At 69.9% G+C, this 17,389-nt stretch carries 17 protein-coding genes; 12 read left to right on the plus strand and 5 right to left on the minus strand.

Annotation, left to right across the window (positions count from 1 at the left end):
- Positions 1–127: 127 nt before the first annotated feature.
- From Q343_RS0100100 to Q343_RS0100125, 6 genes are read left to right on the plus strand one after another with little or no spacing between them, the layout of a single operon-like run.
- On the plus strand, positions 128–850 hold the full coding sequence (locus Q343_RS0100100) for a GntR family transcriptional regulator (protein WP_043109072.1): 723 nt from the start codon (positions 128–130) through the stop codon (positions 848–850).
- Positions 847–2,022 carry an anhydro-N-acetylmuramic acid kinase gene (locus Q343_RS0100105; protein WP_029251559.1) on the plus strand — a complete coding sequence of 392 codons (1,176 nt, stop codon included), beginning with the start codon at positions 847–849 and terminating at the stop codon, positions 2,020–2,022. The genes Q343_RS0100100 and Q343_RS0100105 overlap by 4 nt, the downstream gene beginning before the upstream one ends.
- A 52-nt stretch (positions 2,023–2,074) precedes the next feature.
- A complete protein-coding gene (locus tag Q343_RS0100110; RefSeq protein ID WP_029251560.1) occupies positions 2,075–3,574 on the plus strand; it encodes a sodium:solute symporter in 1,500 nt (499 codons plus the stop codon).
- Positions 3,575–3,624: 50 nt separating this feature from the next.
- Positions 3,625–4,551, plus strand: coding sequence for an N-acetylmuramic acid 6-phosphate etherase (locus Q343_RS0100115; RefSeq protein WP_043109075.1), 927 nt, complete (start codon positions 3,625–3,627; stop codon positions 4,549–4,551).
- Entirely contained in the window at positions 4,548–5,483 is a 936-nt protein-coding gene (locus tag Q343_RS0100120; protein WP_029251562.1) for an N-acetylglucosamine kinase, read from the plus strand. The genes Q343_RS0100115 and Q343_RS0100120 overlap by 4 nt, the downstream gene beginning before the upstream one ends.
- On the plus strand, positions 5,474–8,350 hold the full coding sequence (locus tag Q343_RS0100125) for an FAD-binding and (Fe-S)-binding domain-containing protein (protein WP_248616708.1): 2,877 nt from the start codon (positions 5,474–5,476) through the stop codon (positions 8,348–8,350). Before Q343_RS0100120 ends, Q343_RS0100125 begins: the two co-directional genes overlap by 10 nt.
- Positions 8,351–8,502: 152 nt before the next feature.
- On the opposite strand, the gene Q343_RS0100130 is transcribed toward Q343_RS0100125, so the two are convergent.
- A complete protein-coding gene (locus tag Q343_RS0100130) occupies positions 8,503–8,913 on the minus strand; it encodes an NUDIX hydrolase (RefSeq protein ID WP_029251564.1) in 411 nt (136 codons plus the stop codon).
- 132 nt (positions 8,914–9,045) lie between these two features.
- On the opposite strand from Q343_RS0100130, the gene deoD reads away from it, so the two are divergent.
- The gene (deoD, locus tag Q343_RS0100135; RefSeq protein ID WP_029251565.1) at positions 9,046–9,759 is read left to right on the plus strand and encodes a purine-nucleoside phosphorylase; all 714 of its coding nucleotides are present in this window, start codon (positions 9,046–9,048) and stop codon (positions 9,757–9,759) included.
- 15 nt (positions 9,760–9,774) lie between these two features.
- Here deoD and Q343_RS0100140 read toward each other — a convergent pair whose 3' ends face one another.
- The 3 genes from Q343_RS0100140 to Q343_RS0100150 all read right to left on the minus strand — a co-directional run bounded on the left by Q343_RS0100140 (position 9,775) and on the right by Q343_RS0100150 (position 11,642).
- A complete protein-coding gene (locus tag Q343_RS0100140; protein ID WP_029251566.1) occupies positions 9,775–10,131 on the minus strand; it encodes a GntR family transcriptional regulator in 357 nt (118 codons plus the stop codon).
- A 100-nt stretch (positions 10,132–10,231) separates the two neighbouring features.
- Positions 10,232–11,074, minus strand: a complete 843-nt coding sequence (locus tag Q343_RS0100145; protein ID WP_029251567.1) for a DUF4097 family beta strand repeat-containing protein — start codon at positions 11,072–11,074, stop codon at positions 10,232–10,234.
- 52 nt (positions 11,075–11,126) lie between these two features.
- Complete coding sequence (locus Q343_RS0100150) at positions 11,127–11,642, minus strand: hypothetical protein (RefSeq protein ID WP_029251568.1); 516 nt, start codon at positions 11,640–11,642, stop codon at positions 11,127–11,129.
- A gap of 136 nt (positions 11,643–11,778) precedes the next feature.
- Here Q343_RS0100150 and Q343_RS0100155 point away from each other — a divergent pair, with 136 nt between their 5' ends.
- Positions 11,779–12,216 carry a hypothetical protein gene (locus tag Q343_RS0100155; protein ID WP_029251569.1) on the plus strand — a complete coding sequence of 146 codons (438 nt, stop codon included), beginning with the start codon at positions 11,779–11,781 and terminating at the stop codon, positions 12,214–12,216.
- A 111-nt stretch (positions 12,217–12,327) separates the two neighbouring features.
- Here Q343_RS0100155 and Q343_RS0100160 read toward each other — a convergent pair whose 3' ends face one another.
- Positions 12,328–13,758: a CotH kinase family protein gene (locus tag Q343_RS0100160; RefSeq protein ID WP_029251570.1), complete on the minus strand. Its 1,431-nt coding sequence runs from the start codon at positions 13,756–13,758 to the stop codon at positions 12,328–12,330.
- A gap of 176 nt (positions 13,759–13,934) precedes the next feature.
- Between Q343_RS0100160 and Q343_RS0100165 the strand changes: the two genes are divergently transcribed.
- The 4 genes from Q343_RS0100165 (at position 13,935) to Q343_RS0100180 (ending at position 17,287) form a co-directional block, all read left to right on the plus strand.
- On the plus strand, positions 13,935–14,783 hold the full coding sequence (locus tag Q343_RS0100165; RefSeq protein ID WP_029251571.1) for an ABC transporter ATP-binding protein: 849 nt from the start codon (positions 13,935–13,937) through the stop codon (positions 14,781–14,783).
- Positions 14,780–15,469: an ABC transporter permease gene (locus Q343_RS0100170; protein WP_052366711.1), complete on the plus strand. Its 690-nt coding sequence runs from the start codon at positions 14,780–14,782 to the stop codon at positions 15,467–15,469. Before Q343_RS0100165 ends, Q343_RS0100170 begins: the two co-directional genes overlap by 4 nt.
- Positions 15,466–16,227 (plus strand): ABC transporter permease, encoded by a 762-nt coding sequence (locus tag Q343_RS0100175; protein WP_155990571.1) that lies wholly within the window; start codon positions 15,466–15,468, stop codon positions 16,225–16,227. The genes Q343_RS0100170 and Q343_RS0100175 overlap by 4 nt, the downstream gene beginning before the upstream one ends.
- A gap of 106 nt (positions 16,228–16,333) precedes the next feature.
- Positions 16,334–17,287, plus strand: coding sequence for an ABC transporter substrate-binding protein (locus Q343_RS0100180; protein ID WP_029251574.1), 954 nt, complete (start codon positions 16,334–16,336; stop codon positions 17,285–17,287).
- Positions 17,288–17,389: the final 102 nt, after the last annotated feature.

Raw genomic sequence — 17,389 nt, forward strand, 5'->3', positions numbered from 1 at the left:
GTCCGGCGGCGCGCGAGAGGCCGATCTTGTGTGATATGTCCGATTGTGGGCAGATGCGGCGCAATGCGACGCGAAAAAGTAGTCCACTGGTCTTGATTTGATGCACGGTGTGTGTCTGAATAGCGGCGTGACGAAGTACCACTCCGTACGCGAGCAGCTCCTCGATCGCCTCGACACGATGGCGGCGGGCGAGCAGCTCCCCCCTGAGCGAGAGCTGGCGCAGAGCCTCGGCGTCTCGCGCATGACCCTGCGGCGTGCGATCGACGAGCTCGTGGCACGCGGGGCCGTGCGGCGTCGGCACGGTGCGGGAGTATTCGCTCTGGGCTCGAAGTTCGCCCAGGGTCTCGTCGCGACGTCCTTCTCCGCGGACATGCGGGAGCGAGGGCTCCGACCGGGTGCTCGCACGCTGACGTTCGAGATCGGTCCCGTGAGCGCTCGGGTCGGGCGACGTCTCGAGGTCGACCCCACAGGCGACATCGTCCAGATCGCACGACTCCGTACCGCTGACGGTGAACCGATGGCGGTAGAGGAGCTCCACGTACCCAGCGCCCTCGTGCCGGGACTCACGGCGGAGGACCTCGAGGACAAGTCGTTCTACCAGCTCCTCGGCGAGAGGTACGGCATCGCACCCGCCAGGGCAGTCCAGACCATCGAGCCGACCGTCGTCGACGCCCAGGAGGCGAAGGACCTCGACGTACCCGTGCACTCCCCGGCGCTGCAGTTCGAGCGCATCTCGTGGGGGCCGGGCGGAGAGGTCGTCGAGTTCGTCCGGTCCGTCTACCGCGGCGACCGCTACAAGATTCGCACCGAGCTTTCGATTCCTGGTGCCGCGAAGGAGGAGCAGGCATGATCATCGCCGGCCTGATGGCAGGAACGTCTGCCGATGCCCTGGATGTGGCACTCGTGGATATCCGCCGGGACGAGAACGACGCGCTGAGCATGCGAGTCGTCGCGTTCCGCGAGTTCGAGTTCGACAAGCGCCTCGCGCTCGACATCCTCAGACTTCTCGACCCGGTGGATGTGCCGCTCTCGCTGGTGAGCAGTGTCGATACCCGCTTCGGGCGCACGTGTGCGGAGGCGGTTGCCACGCTGTGCAGCGAGGCAGGCGTCGAGTGCGAGCTTGTCGTGACGCACGGTCAGACGATTCGGCACGACGTCGAGGACGGGATCGTGGCGGGCACGCTCCAGATCGGTCAGCCGGCGTGGATCGCCGAGTCGATCGGTGTCCCCGTGCTGTCGGACGTTCGCTCGAACGACGTCGCGGCGGGCGGTCAGGGGGCGCCGCTCGTGAGCGTCCTCGACCACCTTCTCCTGGCCCGATCCGGAAGCCCGACGGCTGCTCTGAATCTCGGTGGCATCGCAAACATCACCGTCGTCTCACCCGGACGGGAGACCCTTGCCTTCGACACCGGGCCCGCGAACGCGCTGATCGACGTGATGGCACGCCGAATCACCGGCGACCCTCGTGCGTTCGACCGCGACGGTGCGCTGGCCGCGCAGGGCGAGACCGATGCTGACCTGCTCACTGCCATGCTGGGCGAACCGTACTACCGTGCGCCGTCGCCGAAGTCCACGGGCAAGGAACTCTTCCACGGCGAGTACCTCGACGGGTACCTGGCAGCCTTCCCGAACCTCGATCCCTACGTTGTCATCGCCACGATGACAACGTTGACTGCGCGAACAGTGGCCGAGGCGTGCCGGGCACACGGAGTGCACGCCGTCGTGGCCTCTGGCGGAGGGACCCTCAACCCCACCCTCATGGCCGAGCTCCGTCGCGAGCTCGGGGATGCGGTAGAGCTCCGGACGACGGACGAGGCCTTCAACCTCCCCGGAGGAGCCAAGGAGGCCTGCCTGATGGCACTCGTTGGCTGGCTGTCATGGCACGGACTGCCGGCCACCCTGCCCAGCGTCACGGGTGCATCGCGCGCCACCATCGCTGGACGGATCACCCCCGGGAGGACCCCCTTGGTGCTTCCGGAACCGCACCGCGCGATGCCGACGTCGTTGCGCATCGACGCCTGAATACGCTCCACCGTTTTCCACGACCCAAGCATCCTGACAAAGGAGACACGGAATGCTTCACACAGTTGACCTCGTGGTCATCATTGCCTATCTCGCCGCGACCGCCTGGCTCGGGCTGAAACTCAGCGGGAAGCAGACAGGAGTCAAGGACTACTTCCTCGGGGGGCGCGACCTGCCGTGGTGGGCGGTCTGCCTCTCGGTCGTCGCGACCGAGACGAGTGCGCTCACGGTCATCGGCATCCCCGTCATCAGCTTCCTCGGCGACATCTCGTACCTTCAGCTCGCCCTCGGTTACATCGTCGGGCGTGTGATCGTCGCGTTCTTCATGCTGCCGCGCTACTACGAGGGCGAGATGGTCACGGCCTACGCCTACCTCGGCAAGCGGTTCGGCCAGAGCACGCAGACCACGGCCGGGATCACGTTCATGTTCACGCGTCTTCTGGCGGACGGAATCCGAGTTCTTGCGGCAGCCATCCCGCTCAAGCTGATTCTCGACGGCATGGGGATCAGCACCAACTACTTCACGATCATCGTGGTGCTCGCCGTGGTGACGATCCTCTACACGTTCATCGGTGGGATCAAGGCGGTCGTGTGGGTGGACGTCGCCCAGATGTGCCTCTACGTCTTCGGTGGAATCCTCGCGATCGTCGTCATCTCCGTGCAGACCGGCGGTGGCTGGCTGGCAGACGCCGCGGACGCGGGGAAGCTCAACATGTTCGTCTTCTCCGGCAACCCGATCTCCGACTCGTCGGCGTTCATCCCGTCCTTCATCGGTGGCGCCGTGTTCGCCATGGCCTCCCACGGTTCCGACCAGCTCGTCGTCCAGCGGTTGCTGACCTGCCGCTCCAAGGTCGAGGCGCAGAAGGCCCTCATCTGGTCGGGCATCATCGTGTTCTTCCAGTTCGCCGTCTTCCTGACGGTCGGTCTGGCGCTCTGGGGCTACTACGACCGCGCGACGCCCGACGAGCTCGGGCTCACCCGCAATGACGAGATCTTCCCGTTGTTCATCATCGAAGGCCTGCCCCAAGGAATCTCCGGACTGCTGCTCGCAGGGATTCTTGCGGCGGCGATGTCGACGCTCTCGTCGTCGCTCTCCGCACTCTCGTCGTCCACGGTGACCGACGTCTACGCGCGATTCCGCAAGACGCCCATGACGGACGCCGAGGGCTTGCGGGTCGGTCGTTGGGCCACCATCGGCTGGGGCTTGGCCTTCATCGCCCCCGCCACCGTCTTCCAGTCCGACGAGGGAAACATCGTCATCCTCGCGCTCGGCGTCGCGGGCATCACCTACGGTGGCCTGCTCGGAGCGTTCCTTTTCGGCATGGTGAACAAGCGGGCGAACGCGGTGGACGCGAACATCGCCTTTACCGCGGCCGTCGCGGTCAATGCCTTCTTCTTCGTCCAGGAGAAGTACATCACCGGGGAGGTCTGGGTCGCGTGGCAGTGGTACCCGCTGCTCGGAGTCATCGTGACGTTCGCCGTCGGTGGCCTCTTGTCCTTGCGACACGGTGCTCCGGCCGTGGAGCAGCCGGAGCTCGAGCGGACTCGCTGACGACGGCGTAGACCTTGCCATGGACCTCGCACGGAGAACAGGTGGATGACATGACCGAGAAGTTCCAGACGCTGTCGCCGACGGAGGGGCGCAACCCCCGGACGACAGAACTTGACGGACTCGAGACGGTCGACGTGCTGCGCCTGCTCCACGCCGAGGACCGGGTCGCGGTCGACGCAGCGGGCGCGGTGGTCGAGGAGCTGGCACCCGTCGTCGAGCTCGCTGCGCGCCGGCTCCGCGACGGAGGTGCCGTGCACTATTTCGGTGCCGGCACCTCGGGCCGCCTCGGGGTGCTCGACGCGAGCGAGCTCATGCCGACGTTCAACCTCGAGCCCGGCCGGGTGGTCGGGCACATTGCCGGGGGGAGCGCGGCACTGGTCGAGGCCGTCGAGAATGCCGAGGACTCGTCCGCGAACGGTCGCCTCGACGCGGCGGGCCTGGGCCCGCACGACGTCGCGATCGGGCTGGCCGCCAGCGGTTCGACTCCCTACGTCGGTGGTGCCCTGGAGGCTGCGGGCGCGGCGGGGGCTTACACGGTCCTCATCTCCAGCAACCCAGACGCGCCGCTGGCGCCGCTGGCAGACACGTCGATCGTCCTGAACACGGGTGCCGAGGCGGTGACGGGTTCGACACGCCTCAAGGCGGGGACGGCCCAGAAGCTCGTGCTCAACGGCTTTTCGACGGCACTGATGATCGCGATCGGGCGGACGTGGGGGAACCTCATGGTCTCCGTCGTGGCGACCAACGCAAAGCTCCGGGAGCGAACCGTACGGATTCTCTGCGAGGCCACGGGCCTCGCCGAGATGCCGGCCCGTGAACTGCTGGATCGGACTCAGGGGGACCTCAAGGTGGCCATCGTCGCGCACCTCGCGGGCACCGACGTCGCACGCGCAGGGTTGCTGCTCGACGAGCACGACGGGTCGGTGCGGCACGCCCTCGAGGCCGCCACGGGCGTGGAGCGGGACGGGCGTTCGTGAACACACTCGGTATCGACGTCGGAGGGTCGGGGAGCCGCCTCGTGCTCCTCCGCGAGGACGGCACCCGCTGCCGACTCGACGGTGACCGCGTGGCTGTGGACGACGACGGCAGCAACGCCGCCGACGTCGTGCGGAATCTTCTCGACGCCGCCACGCGTCGGTGGCCCGACGACATCGCAGGCATCAGCGGTGTCGGTGTCGGCGCGACGGGCCTCGCCTCGCTGGTCGAACGCCCGGCGGCCCTTGCGGAACTGGTCGCTCGGACCGTGAGTGCGCCGGCCGCCGTCGCCGTTGATGCGGTGACTGCGCACCTTGGTGCGCTTGGCGGGCAGGGTGGCGCGTGCGTCGCGCTCGGGACCGGGGCGATCGCGATCGGGCACGACGGCACGGTCGACGGACGGTGGCGTCGGGTCGACGGGTGGGGGCACCTTCTTGGCGACCGAGGGTCCGGTGCGTGGCTCGGTCGGCGTGGACTCGAGGAAGCCCTGCTGGCGTACGACGGCGTCGACCTCGGCGGGAGTCGACTGCTTGCCGCGGCCTCGGACCACTTCGGGGACCCGCGACGGTGGCCCGGGCAGATCTACACCCGACCAGACCGGGCCGGTCTGCTGGCGGGCTTCGCGCGCGACGTCGTCGAGCTCGCCGTGGACGGCGATGCCGTCGCCGTCGAGCTCGTGACAGAGGCCGGACGGGAGGCCGCTCGCAGCGTGGTCGCCGCGCTCGGAGACGGCACGGGCCAGGTCGCTCTGACCGGTGGGCTGCGCCAGGCGGGTGGCCTGCTGCTCGACGCCTTCGCGGGCCACGTCGCGCACCTGCGACCGGGCGCCGTCGTCGTCGATCCGTGGGGTGACGCACTCGACGGCGCCGTGCAACTCGGTTCCAGGTGCGCCGACGGGACCGTCGTGGCGCAGGAGGGATTCGTGTGGAACTGATCGACGACCTCCGAGCGGCACTCGGTGAACGGGCCGTCTCGGCGCGCGCACTGGATCTTCACGCGCGGGCGCGGGACGCCTCGCACTACCTCTTGATCCCCGAGGTGACCGCGACGGCGGAGGACGCTGCCGCCGTCGGACGCGCGCTCGCGGTCGCGACGGCGCACCGCCGCCCCGTGACGTTCCGTGCCGGCGGGACGAGCCTGTCGGGCCAGGCCAGCGGTACGGGCATTCTTCTCGACACACGACAGGGGTTTCGGCGCGTCGAAGTGCTCGACGACGGCGCCCGGGTGCGAGTGCAGCCAGGAGCGACCGTTCGGACGGTCAACGCCCACCTCGCCCGGTTCGGCCGAGCACTTGGCCCGGACCCGGCGAGCGAGGCCGCCTGCACCGTCGGCGGCGTGATCGCCAACAACTCGTCGGGCATGGCAGCCGGAACGCGGTTCAACAGCTACCACACGCTCGAGTCGCTCGTCATCGTCCTTGCCTCCGGCACGGTGGTCGACACCGCCCACCCCGAGTCGCTCGCGCGGCTGCGCGAGGACGAACCACGTCTCGTCTCCGTCCTGGAGTCGTTGCGCGACAGGGTGAGGAACGACCCGTCGACGGTCGCGGAGATCCGCGCGCGGTTCTCGATGAAGAACACGATGGGATATGAGGTCGAGGCACTCTGCGACTTCGACGACCCCGTCGAGATCCTGGAGCACCTGCTCGTCGGCTCCGAGGGAACGCTGGGGTTCGTCGCCGAGGCCGTCTTCACCACCGTTCCGGTGCAACCGCACGCAGCGACGGGACTTCTCGTCCTCGACTCCGTCGAGACTGCGGCCGCGGCGCTGCCGGCGCTCGTGGCGACGGGTGCGGCAGCGCTGGAACTGATGGACGCGACCTCTCTTCGTGTGGCCCGGCGCGACCCCGATGCCCCCGCGGTGATCCACGGGTTCGAGATCGACCGGCATGCCGCCATCCTCATCGAGTACCGGGCGGACGACGAGACTGTCTTGAGCGATCTCCTCGCGACGGGTGGGGCCGTTCTCGACGCCCTGCCCTCCGTCGTCCCGACCGTGCTCACGAGCGACGGGTCGGCGCGGGCAGCGCTCTGGAAGGTGCGCAAGGGACTGTATGCGACGGTCGCTGGCGCCCGGCCGGCAGGGACGACGGCGCTCCTGGAAGACGTCGTCGTCCCCGTCGAGAACCTGGCCGATGCCTGCCGCGATCTGGCTGCCCTTCTCGAGGCGCACGGATACGTCGACCCCGTCATTTTTGGTCATGCGAAGGACGGCAATCTGCACTTCATGGTGACCGAGAACACGGAGAGCCCGGCGGCCGTCGCACGGCTTGCCGCCTTTACCGAGGACCTGGTCGACCTCGTGCTCTCCCACGGTGGCAATCTCAAGGCCGAGCACGGGACCGGCCGCGCGATGGCACCGTTCGTCGAACGCCAGTACTCACCCGGCGTCGTGAACGTGATGCGCGAGATCAAGCAGGCGCTGGACCCGTCCGGCGTGCTCAATCCCGGTGTCGTGCTCACCGACGACTCCAAGGCGCACCTGCGTGACCTGAAGCCCGTCGACACCGTGGACGCGGAGGTCGACCGGTGCGTGGAGTGCGGCTACTGCGAACCGGTGTGCCCGAGCCGGGACCTGACGATCACTCCCCGTCAGCGGATCGCCGTCCGGCGTGCCCGCACCCGCGCGGTCGTCGAGGGCGACCACGCCCTTGTGGCGGAACTCGACGAGCAGTATCAGTACGACGGGATCGACACCTGTGCGGCCGACGGGATGTGCGCGACGGCCTGCCCCGTCAAGATCGACACCGGGGACCTCGTCAAGCGGCTGCGGCAGGAGGGGCGAGGACGGCTCGACAAGACCGTCTGGCGCACGACGGCCGAGCACTGGGGAGCGACGACTCGGACCGCGGGGGCACTGCTCGACGTCGCAGGCCGGGTGCCGGAACGATTGGTCACGGCGCCGAACTCGGTGGCACGGCGCGCGCTCGGTGCGGACACCGTTCCGCTCTGGTCGTCCGACCTCCCCACGGGCGGGACGACGAGAACCCGAGCTGCCGGGGGAGAGGGCGTCGGAGGCCCCGTGGCCGGGATCTTCCTGCCGAGCTGTCAAGGAGCGATGTTTGCTCCGGCCGGCTCCCGGACGGGTGGGGTCCAGGAGGCGGTCGCTCATCTGTGCACAGCCGCGGGAGCCGGGCTCCTCGTCCCCGACGGCCTCGACTCCTTGTGCTGCGGAACCCCTTGGTCCTCGAAGGGGTACGACGAGGGGCATCGGGTCATGACGGAAAAGGTGCTGAGTGCTGTCGGCGCCGCGCGCGACGAGGCTCGGCGGCTGACGGGCCGGGACGTCCCCGTGGTTCTCGATGCCACCTCCTGCACGGAAGGCGTGGCCAAGGTCATGGAGGACGCGCTCCGAGCCGGTGATCCCCGTGCGACGGACGTCGTGGACGCAGTGGCCTTCGTCGCCGAGCACGTGCTCCCCGTGCTCGATATTGACGACGACCGTCGCGTCGCCTCGATCACCCTTCACCCGACGTGCTCCTCGGTCAAGGGCGGGCTCGACACGGATCTACGCACGGTCGCATCAGCGATCGCCCGCGAGGTGCACGTCCCTGTGGACTGGGGGTGCTGCGGGTTCGCCGGCGACCGCGGAATGCTGCATCCGGAGCTCACCGCCTCGGCGACGGCAGCCGAGGCGGCCGAGGTCGCGCGGATCGGCTCGGCCGAGCATGCCTCGTGCAACAGGGCGTGCGAGATCGCGATGTCTCGCGCGACAGGTCGTACGTACCGGCATGTCCTCGAGGTCGCCGCGGACGTGGTCATCGGCGAGGTCCCGTCCGGAGCGCCCCACGTGACCTCGTGACCGTGTTCCGTCAGTCAGGTAGTCCCCGAGATCTCCCGGGCTGACGTCGTACCCCGCCTCGTGCCGCTCGACGCGACGGCCACGACGCGGGCGTAGTCCGGTGAGGTCACCCGCCCGAGAGAGCGAGACGAGCAGAAGTTCCGTGGGGTTGGTCAGCGCGCCTCGACGAGGGCCGGCAGCACGTGGTCGGCGAGGAGAGGCGCGAGGTCGTCGGGCAACGGCTCGCTCAGGTCGAGCCACCGAAGCTCCTCGATCTCGGCGGACGGGGCCTGGACGACGACGGGGTCGGGGTGGGTGAAGACGGCGCCCTCGACCTCGTGGTCGGCCTCGTTCGCGGCGGGCGCGCGGAAGGTCCCGAGGGGCACGACGTCGCCGGCCTCCAGCATCACGCCCGTCTCCTCGACGCACTCCCGCACGGCGGTGTCCGCCGCGGTCTCGCCCTCCTCCGGCTTGCCGCCCGGGAGCATGAAGCGGGACGTGCCCCGCTTGCGGACCGTCAGGACGTGGCCGCGGGTGTCGCGCAGGACGACCGCGCTGACGTGGATCAGGGGGTTGGAGCTCATCGAGAGAGCCTACGGCCTCGTCGCGGGGCCGTGGGGACGCTCCCGCGAGGCCGATCCCGCACGCCCGGATACGTTGGTGGTCCCGGACGGCACGCCCTGCCCGCCGGACACCACGCGCAGAGGAGCCACCGCATGAGCACCGCACACATCTCGGCCGACGCCGGCGACTTCGCCCCCGACGTTCTCATGCCCGGCGACCCGTACCGGGCACGGAACATGGCCGCCCAGCTGCTCGACGACGCCCGGGTCGTCAGCGACGTCCGTGGCATCCAGGCGTACACCGGGACGCACGCGGGTCGGCCGCTCTCCGTGATGGCGTCCGGCATGGGGTCGCCATCGGCGACGATCTACGCGACCGAGCTGGTCCGGGAGTTCGGTGTGCGACGGATCGTGCGCGTCGGAACCGCCGGCGGGATCACGTCCCGCGTCGGGCTGCGCGACGTCGTGGTCGCGACCGCCGCCCACACCGACTCGGCGATGACCGCCTCCCGGATCCCGGGTGTGCACTTCAGCCACACACCGTCCTTTGCGATGGCGGCCCGCGCGGTGGCCGCTGACACGGCCGCAGCCCGCGACGGACGGGTCCACGCGGGTGCCGTCTTTACGTCGGACCACTTCTACCTCGACCGGCCGGACCTCAATACGGCCCTCGCCGCGCACGGGACTCTCGCGATCGAGATGGAGTCCGCCGCCCTCTACGCGGTGGCGGCGGCCGAGGACGCCGAGGCCCTGACCGTCGTGACCGTCTCTGACCACCTGCTCACCCGTGAGGAGCTGACGTCAGACGACCGGGCGCGGAGCTTCCAGGACGCGCTCGAGGTGGCGCTCGCGGCGCTCGCGGACTAGGGGAGCCGACCGGGTTCAGTCGTCCCAGACGGCGCGGAGCACACGGACCGCCTCGTCGAGGTCCGCACCCTCCGTCCGGGCGGCGCGCACGAGCTCCCGGGCTCGCGCGACCACGGTCTGTGCCGCGGCACCGTGGCGTTCGCCGACGCGCGTGCCACCCCTGCCACTTGTGACGACGGTGCCGTCCGCCTCCAGTCGCTTGTACGCCTTGGCGACGGTGCCGGCAGCCACGCCGACGTCGGCGGCGAGCTGCCGGACGGAGGGGAGTCGCGTCCCGACGCCGAGACGCCCGGACGTGATCTCCTCGCGGATCTGATGCTCGATCTCCTCGGACGGCGAGGCGCCATCGGTCAGGGTGATGGTGAGGGTCATCGACGGCTCCGGGGTGGGCGTGGCAGGACGATCCCAGTACACCAGGGATCAGTCTCCGCGCCGTCGTCCGCCCGGAACCCGGCGTGGGGGAGGGGCGTGGTCACGGGCGTCGGATGACGACGTCGCCGTAGCCGGTGCTGGCGTGCACCTCCGCGGTCCGGTCGCCCTCCACGGGGCCCTGCGCGGCGTCGAGCTGGTTGCGCACGGTGCCGTGCTGGGCGCCGACGTCGAGCCACGCCGCCGTGCCCTCGGGCACGCCGACCTCGATGCTGCCGTAGGAGGTGGTGAGGTGCGTGACGCCGGACTCGATCCGCTCGACGCGGATACCCGACGAGGCCGCCTTGGCGGTGACCGTCCCGCGGAGGACGCCGACGGTGATGTCACCGTGCGACCCCGTGACCGCCAGGCTCCCGTCGACCGAGCCGACGTGTGTCGTCCCCGCGGAGGTGCGGACGGAGCCGTCGCCCGTCAGCTCGGCGACCCGCACCGATCCTGCGCTGGCACGGACGGACAGCGACTCGGTGACGCGACCGACGACGACGGCGCCCGCTGCCGCCTTCACCACGACCCGGGCGGCCTCGTCGATCCGGGCGTCGCCGGCGCTGAGGGAGATGTCGACGACGCCGAGCCGCCCCTCCGCGAACATCGCCCCGGCCTTCCCGGAGACGCGAGAGCCCGCGGGCAGCTCGATCGTCACCCGGGCACCCCCGGCGGCGAACGGGAGCACGTACTGCTTCCAGCTGTGCGGGTAGACGATCTCGATGGTGTCACCGCGGCGTTCGACACGGGTGTCCTCGGCCGCGCGGACCGATCCCGACCTCGTCGGGTCGGCCGGTTCGACGGTGACCACCACGTCGGTGCGGTCGCCGGCGATGACGTGGAGGTCTCCGAACGGGAGGTCCAGCTCGACGGGCACGGGGCCCGCGACAGGGAAGGTGGGCATGACGACTCCAGGGTGGGTGTCGGGGTGGGGAGGGGTGGCGGGGGCCGGGTGGTCAGCGCACCCAGCCGGTGAGGCGGTTGGCGCCCCGACGGTCCGTGGCGGCCGGCACGGGGGAGGGCTGCTCGAGCGCGGCACCCACGGCGCGGACCAGCCAGGTGTTGACTGACACGCCGTCGCGAGCCGCCGCCGACTCGGCGCGCGACTTCAGGTGGTCGGGCAGGCGCAGAGTGGTGCGACTCGTGGTGCCCGGCTCGAGATCGGGGGCGTCGGTGACCGGGGCGGGGTCGAGGTCGTGAGAAAGGGTCGGCTGTACCGGGGGTGAGGCGTCGGGCGTCGTCACCACGAACTCGGGGTCGCCGGCCCGCAGGCGAAGGTCGACCGACCCCGGGGCGAGCTCGGCCGAGATCTCGGAGGCGGCCTCGGAGAGCGCGTCGAGCAGGACGAGTCGCACGGCGGCGTCGAGAGGTGCCGTCAGGCGTCGGGCGAGCTCCTGTGCGTCCGAACCCGTGGCCTCGGCAGCGGTGTCCAGACGGTCCTGGAGGTCGGAGACGTAGCGCGAGAGGTCCATGACTCCACTATGACACCACAAGTGGTGTCATGCAAGGCCACTGTGGTGTCAGGCGACTCGCACCGATCTCGCCCGGGCGGTGAACGACCTGGCCAAGGTTGTGGACAGCGCAGAGGCGGCGTTGAGACCGTGCAGCATGACATCCCGTCGGCCCGTCCTCCTGTCCTTCACCCTGGCGCTTGCGGGTGCGACCGCCCTGACCGGCTGCAGCGCCGATGCCGTGGCCGGTCCGGATTGCGGGCCCGAGGCGGTCTTTGCGACCGCGGAGGCACCCGAGGACGCCGTTGACCAGTCGGCCGATGCTGCGGGCGAGATCCGTGCGAGTCGCCTGATCCACGAGCAGGACGGGTTCGACGTCTTTCTCGTCGAGGGGTCCGACGACGACGCCGGCCCGTGCATCTGGGTCGAGGACGAGGGCGCATGGTTGTACGCCGGGTGCTCCGCGCCGGGGGTGTCCCTGGGCGGCGGGGCCGGGCAGCCGACGGTGTACTACGACGCGACCGGGAACGTCGCCGAGACGGCGAGCAGCACCTCGACGGTCGTGAACGACTGCCTCGCGGTCACAACCCGATAGGCCGCGGCCGCGGACGGAGCGGCGACGCGTGTCTCCCCGAGAACGCGCTCGTCGGACCTCCGGGGACGTACAACGCGCACGTCCCCGGAGGTCCGACGAAGAACGAAGGCACTAGGAGATTGCGTCGGCGATCTGCTCGGACTCCTGCTCGATGGTGTCGGCGTCGACCATCTCGGTCGCCTGGTCCTCGAGCACCGCGGTCCACGAGTCGATCGTCGCGGTCGCCGCGCCGCTGTCGACGAGGGTCTCCTGCAGCTCGGCCTGGGCGTCGGCGTAGAGGGCTGCAAAGTCGTCGTTCGCGAGGAACCGGTCCACCAGGATGTTCGACGTGTCGCCTCCGCCACCGGCTGCTGCGCCGTCACCCGCTGCGCCGCCACCCGGCGGGAGGGCACCCTCCGGAATCTCGCCCTCGGGAAGGTCCGTCGGGGCTCCCTCCGGGATCTCCGGCAGCTCTCCGTCGGCGGGGACCTCTCCCTCCGGCAGCTCACCCTCGGCGAGCGCACCGGCGCGCGGCCCGCCGGCCTGACCGCCAGCCTGACCGACCTCGCCACCCGGTTGCCCGCCGGGACCGCCGACGCCGAACGCCAGGTTCAGGTCCCAGTTGACCACCGTCATCTGGTCGTCCGCGACGTCGTAGCGCAGGTACGAGTTGTTGCCTCGCCCGCTGATGTCGTCCGCGTTGGAGACGAGGTCCTGGAACGCCAGGTACGTCGCGAAGGCGTCGACGTCGAGATGCTGGTCGAGCTCGGCCGCAAACGTCTCGTCGTCGGACTCGTTGATGAACTGCAGGAAGTCGGTCAGCGGCTCGAGGTCGTCCTCGCCGGCCTCCTGGTCGAACACGTCGTCGTAGGAGTCGGGGTCGTCGCCCCGGTAGGAGTAATCGCCGGTGCTCTCGGCCTTGTAGAGCATCCCTTCGGTGCCGAACTGCTCGGCGTCCCAGGTGTCGCTCGGGTTCTGGACGAGCAGGCGCAGCTCGTCGTCGGAGCCGTTCACGCTGAAGCTGGTGGACGACGCCTCCTCCGTCGCGAGCCCGGTCTGTCCGAGCAGGTCGAGCGCGACGGCCTCGTTGAGCGAGGTCTCGGAGGTGTTGCTGCGGACGACGATCTCGGTCTCGCCGTCGTACGTCTGGTCGTCGACGAACTTGTCGGTCCGGATGATCCAGGGGAGGGTCTCGGGGTCGCTCTCTGTGGTCGTTCCCCGCAGGCTGGAGTTGCCCTTGAGCTTGAGCCCGACGTTCTCGACGGTGGTGCCGTCGATGGTGACGTCGGCGCTCACCCACTCCTTCTCGCCGGTCTCCTCGTAGGTGCTGATCGCGAACTCGAGGTCGTCCTCGGCGACGTCGAGGTCGATGTCGTGGACCTCCGACTCGTCCCAGATGTCGGAGGTGTCGGCCCCCGTCCCGGAGTCGGTGGAGGTGTCGTCGGACGAGGACCCGGTGCCGGAGGCGACGTCGACGGAGCAGGCGGTGAGGCCGACGAGTCCCAGACCGATGGTCGTCGCAGCGACGATGCGGGTGGAGCGAGAGTGCCGTGGTGTCGTCATGGGTCCATCAGAGCCCCGCGAACCAGGCCGGCGCTGAGGCGATCCCATGAGTCGGCTGTGAGACCCGGGCGATGCTGTCGCGTGCGGCCGGGGTGACAACTAGGCTCATTCCTCACATGGCGCCGCCGCTGGCGTCCTGGATCGCACTCGACAAGTCGAAGGATGAGCCAACCGCCATGATCGAGTTCCGCTCGGTGACCAAGAAGTTCCCGGACGGGACCGTCGCCGTCGACGACTTCAGCCTGACGATGCCGTCGCACGAGACCACGGTCCTCGTCGGTTCGTCGGGCTGCGGCAAGACCACCATCCTCCGGATGATCAACCGCATGGTCGACGCGACCGCGGGCCAGGTGCTGATCGACGGCGAGGACGTCGCGAACCGCGACAAGGTCCAGCTCCGCCGGAGCATCGGGTACGTCCTGCAGGCGGCGGGGCTCCTCCCGCACCGCCACGTCGTCGACAACGTCGCCACCGTCCCGATCCTCAACGGCACACCCAAGGCCCAGGCTCGCGAGGACGCGCTCGAGCTCCTCGACAAGGTCGGCCTCGACCGTTCCCTCGCGCACCGCTACCCCCGCCAGCTCTCGGGCGGGCAGCAGCAGCGCGTGGGCGTGGCCCGGGCGCTCGCGAGCGACCCCAACATCCTGCTGATGGACGAGCCGTTCGGCGCCGTCGACCCGATCGTGCGTGCTGACCTGCAGGCCGAGCTGGGTCGCCTGCAGTCGGAGCTCGGCAAGACGATCGTCTTCGTCACCCACGACATCGAGGAGGCGTTCGCGCTCGCCGACACCGTCGTCATCTTCCGCAAGGGCGGAAAGATCGCCCAGAAGGGCACGCCGGCCGAGATCCTGGCCAACCCCGCCGACGAGTTCGTCGAGACGTTCATCGGCGCTGACAAGGCGCGACGGCGGTTGCGGCTCGAGCAGGCGGCGGAGGGCGGCACGATCGTCGTGGACGGCGACGGGCGCGTGGCCGGCGTCCTGGACGACGACGCGCGGTCGACGCGGGGGGACGCGGTCTCGTGAGCTGGGCGCTGGACAACCTCGACCTCGTCTGGGAGCTCACGCTCGATCACGTCCGGTTGTCCGTCCTGCCGATCGTCCTGAGCTTCGTGCTGGCGATCCCGCTGGGGTTCTGGGCCAACCGCAACCGCACGGCCCGCGCGATCATCGTCGGTGCAGGGAGCCTGCTCTACACGATCCCGTCTCTGCCGCTGTTCGTGATCCTCCCGCTGATCATCGGCACCCGGGTGCTGGACGAGACCAACCTCGTCGTGGCACTGATCATCTACGGCCTCGCCCTGATGATGCGGTCGGCCACCGACGCGTTCGCCTCGGTCGACCCCCTGACCCTGCAGGCCGCCGACGCGATGGGGTTCTCCGCGTTCGCGCGGTTCTGGCGCGTGGACCTCCCGCTGGCCGGCCCGGTGCTGCTCGCCGGGATCCGTGTCGTCTCGGTGAGCACGATCGCGCTGGTGTCCGTCGGCGTACTCATCGGGTCGCGCAACCTCGGGTACCTCTTCCAGGACGGGAAGCAGCGCGGGATCCTCGCCGAGGTCGGCACAGGGATCGTCGCGAGCCTGCTGATCGCGCTCGTCTTCGACATCATCATCGTCCTGATCGGCCGGCTGACGCTGCCATGGAACCGGTCGGACGACGACCGCCCGCGTGAGGATCCGATCGTCGCGCCGGCCGGGGAGGTGGCACGGTGAACTTTCTCCTCGACGCGCTGGCGTACATCTTCGACCCGGCGAACTGGGCGGCGAACGCGACGAGCCCGGCGCCCCTCGGCGACCGGATCCTCGAGCACCTGGAGTACACGGCGATCGCCGCGGGGGCGGCGACGCTGATCGCCCTGCCGCTGGGCTTCTACATCGGGCACACCGGCAAGGGGCGGCAGGCCGTCATCGGGGTGACGGGCGCGATGCGTGCCCTGCCCGCGCTCGGCGTCCTCTACTTCGTCACCATGGTGGCCGGCTATCAGCTGCCGTTCCTCGTCGCCGCGACCGTCGGGTCGTTGATCGCGCTCACGCTCCTCGCGATCCCGTCCGTCCTAGCCGGTGCGTACTCGGGGCTCGAGTCCGTGGACCGGCAGACGATCGACGCGGCCCGCGCCAACGGGATGACGGAGATGCAGATTCTCCTCCGGGTCGAGATCCCGCTGTCGCTCCCGCTGATCATCGGCGGCATCCGCGCGGCGGTCCTGCAGGTGGTGGCGACCGCCACGATCGCGTCGTTCGCGGGACTGGGTGGGCTCGGCCGGGTCATCGCCTCCGGGATCGGTCTCAACGACTTCACGGTGCTCCTGGCCGGCGCTCTCCTGGTCACCGCTCTGGCGTTGCTCCTCGACGCCGTGTTCGCCCTGATCCAGAAGGTGACGGCCGTCAGGCTCGAGGCGGACGACACCCCGGTCGCCGAGGAGGCTTCTGCCGCCGCCGGTGCTGCTGCGAGCGGGCGGGGCTCGGAATAGTCTGGGGCGAATCGGGCTTCTCGTCCCTGATGGCCCCGGCCGTCGTCGTACCGACCGTGCACCGCCTCGCCTGACCTCGACGAAGTTCCTGAACGGAGACCACGACATGTTCACCGCATTGAAGAAGGGCCGCGTCGCCGCCGCGACGATCGGCGCCGCCAGCCTCATCGCCCTCGCCGGCTGCACCAACGAGGACCCCACGGGCTCCGCGGACGACAGCTCTGCCGCGGCCTCGGGCGACACCGTCGTCGTCGGGTCGTTCGCGTTCCCCGAGAGCCAGATCCTCGGCGAGATCTACGCGCAGGCCCTGACCGACGCGGGCCTCGACGTCGAGACCAAGTTCAACATCGGGCCGCGCCAGCAGACGATCCCGGCCCTCCAGGACGGGTCGATCAACCTGATCCCCGAGTACAACGGCAACCTGCTCGCGTACTACGACACGGAGTACGAGGAGCGGACCACCGAGGAGGTCGACGGCGCGCTGGTCGACGCCGTCGCGGCCGACAGCCTGCAGGTCCTCGACTCGGCCGAGGCCGAGGACAAGGACGCCTACGTCGTCACGCAGGAGACGGCTGACGAGAACGACCTGACGTCGATCGGCGACCTCGCCAACATCGTCCCGTTCACGCTCGGCGCGAACCCGCAGTTCGTCGAGCTCGGGTACGGCGTGCCGGGCCTGAAGGACACCTACGGCGTCGGCACGGAGGAGGGTGACGTCACCTTCCTCCCGATCGAGGACTTCGGCGGCCCGGACACCGTCGCCGCCCTCGTCGACGGGACCGTGCAGGTGGCCGACATCTATACGACCTCCCCGGCGATCAGTTCCGAGAACCTCGTGGTCCTCGAGGACCCCGAGAACCTGATCTCGGCCCAGAACATCATCCCGCTGCTCTCCGACGACATCTACTCGGACGAGCTGGCCGAGGCGCTGAACGCGATCTCCGCGGAGCTCACCACCGACGACCTGATCGCGCTGCGCGACCGGGTCGAGGGTGACGAGAAGGCGACCGCCGCGCAGGCGGCGACCGACTGGCTGACGGAGAAGGGCCTCATGGGCTGATCGACGGCACGGCCTACCTGCCGCCCCGCACGCCCGGCGACGACCGGGTGTGCGGGGCGGTGTCGTGTCCGCCCTGGGTGGTGCGCGGGGCGATTCCCTCGG

This window comes from Paraoerskovia marina DSM 21750 (assembly GCF_000701465.1).
Classification (GTDB): Bacteria; Actinomycetota; Actinomycetes; order Actinomycetales; family Cellulomonadaceae; genus Paraoerskovia; species Paraoerskovia marina.

Excerpts from the sequence above, each read along its gene's own strand:
- Q343_RS0100105 (WP_029251559.1), top strand. The coding sequence starts at position 847 with ATGATCATCGCCGGCCTGATGGCAGGAACGTCTGCCGATGCCCTGGAT.
- Q343_RS0100110 (WP_029251560.1), top strand. The coding sequence starts at position 2,075 with ATGCTTCACACAGTTGACCTCGTGGTCATCATTGCCTATCTCGCCGCG.
- Q343_RS0100115 (WP_043109075.1), top strand. The coding sequence starts at position 3,625 with ATGACCGAGAAGTTCCAGACGCTGTCGCCGACGGAGGGGCGCAACCCC.
- Q343_RS0100130 (WP_029251564.1), bottom strand. The coding sequence starts at position 8,913 with ATGAGCTCCAACCCCCTGATCCACGTCAGCGCGGTCGTCCTGCGCGAC.
- deoD (WP_029251565.1), top strand. The coding sequence starts at position 9,046 with ATGAGCACCGCACACATCTCGGCCGACGCCGGCGACTTCGCCCCCGAC.
- Q343_RS0100140 (WP_029251566.1), bottom strand. The coding sequence starts at position 10,131 with ATGACCCTCACCATCACCCTGACCGATGGCGCCTCGCCGTCCGAGGAG.
- Q343_RS0100145 (WP_029251567.1), bottom strand. The coding sequence starts at position 11,074 with ATGCCCACCTTCCCTGTCGCGGGCCCCGTGCCCGTCGAGCTGGACCTC.
- Q343_RS0100150 (WP_029251568.1), bottom strand. The coding sequence starts at position 11,642 with ATGGACCTCTCGCGCTACGTCTCCGACCTCCAGGACCGTCTGGACACC.
- Q343_RS0100155 (WP_029251569.1), top strand. The coding sequence starts at position 11,779 with ATGACATCCCGTCGGCCCGTCCTCCTGTCCTTCACCCTGGCGCTTGCG.
- Q343_RS0100160 (WP_029251570.1), bottom strand. The coding sequence starts at position 13,758 with ATGACGACACCACGGCACTCTCGCTCCACCCGCATCGTCGCTGCGACG.
- Q343_RS0100165 (WP_029251571.1), top strand. The coding sequence starts at position 13,935 with ATGATCGAGTTCCGCTCGGTGACCAAGAAGTTCCCGGACGGGACCGTC.
- Q343_RS0100180 (WP_029251574.1), top strand. The coding sequence starts at position 16,334 with ATGTTCACCGCATTGAAGAAGGGCCGCGTCGCCGCCGCGACGATCGGC.